Below are 1,149 nucleotides of genomic sequence, written 5' to 3'. Positions count from 1 at the left end.
CAGGTGCCCGGCCTCGAGAATTTGATCCCGCAGGGAAACGGCGCCGTCAGCGGAAAGATCATTCAGCTCGTCGCATTGCTGACGGTGCTCTCTGTCGCGCCCGGTCTTTTGATCATGACGACGAGTTTTACGCGCTTCGTCGTCGCATTGTCGTTCCTGCGTTCCGGCCTCGGATTGCAGAGCACACCGGCCAATCTATTTCTGATCAGCCTCTCTCTGTTCATGACGTTCTACGTCATGGCGCCGACCTTCGACAAGGCGTGGCAGGAAGGCATCAAGCCGCTCACCGAGAACCAGATTTCGGAAAGCGAAGCCTTCGCGAAGGTCGCCGATCCTTTCCGTGAGTTCATGCTGGCTCATGTGAGGCCGAAGGATCTCCAGACGTTCAGCGATCTCGCCGCCGTCAATTTTCCCAAGAGCGTGGAGGATTCCAAGATCGATCTGCGCATCATCATTCCGGCCTTCATGATTTCGGAACTGCGGCGCGGATTCGAAATTGGATTTCTGATTGCACTACCCTTTCTCGTCATCGACATGATCGTTGCGACACTCGTCATGTCCATGGGGATGATGATGATGCCGCCGACCGTTATCTCGTTGCCGTTCAAGGTGCTGTTCTTTGTCCTGATGGACGGTTGGAATATCCTCGTGAGCGGTCTTGTCCGCTCATATTTCTAGAAAGTGAAGCTCCATTAACGATGTTGTAAGGAGCCGGCTGGTTAGATGGAGAGGTCACACAGTTCGACTTGACGACCGGAGCGATATGGCTCAGGTTCTGACCGTCAGTATGACACTTATGGCAGATTGAATGGCACGCCACATGCGGCCCCATTCGAAGGCATGACGCCGCGCTGCCATACCGGTGCAAGYCCGGTATGTCCCCGATTTTTCTCAATCTAGGGACAACCCACCATGTCTAGCCTGCTTACCAACACCTCCGCCATGACCGCCCTGACGACGCTGAAGAGCATCGCCGGGCAACTCGATTCGACCAGCAACCGCATCTCSACYGGYYTGAARGTSGCGRAYGCYGCGGACAACGCTGCWTACTGGTCGATCGCGACGACGATCCGCGCCGACAACGGCTCGCTCGGCGCCGTGAARGACGCTCTCGGTCTCGGYGCGAACTCGGTCGACACCGCCTTCAAC

General features: G+C 56.6%; 2 protein-coding genes. Both read left to right on the top strand.

Translation table 11 applies throughout. From position 1 onward, the window contains the following. Positions 1-678: flagellar type III secretion system pore protein FliP (fliP, locus tag AC1DT3_RS22050; RefSeq protein WP_477467309.1), on the top strand; the 678-nt coding region annotated here is incomplete at its 5' end. A 234-nt stretch (positions 679-912) separates the two neighbouring features. Continuing rightward, a partial coding sequence (locus AC1DT3_RS22045) for a flagellin N-terminal helical domain-containing protein (protein ID WP_477467308.1) occupies positions 913-1,149 on the top strand: 237 nt, incomplete at its 3' end.

The sequence above is a fragment of the Microvirga sp. P4_G7 genome (assembly GCF_056401005.1).
This window is presented reverse-complemented; position numbering and strand designations above follow the sequence as displayed.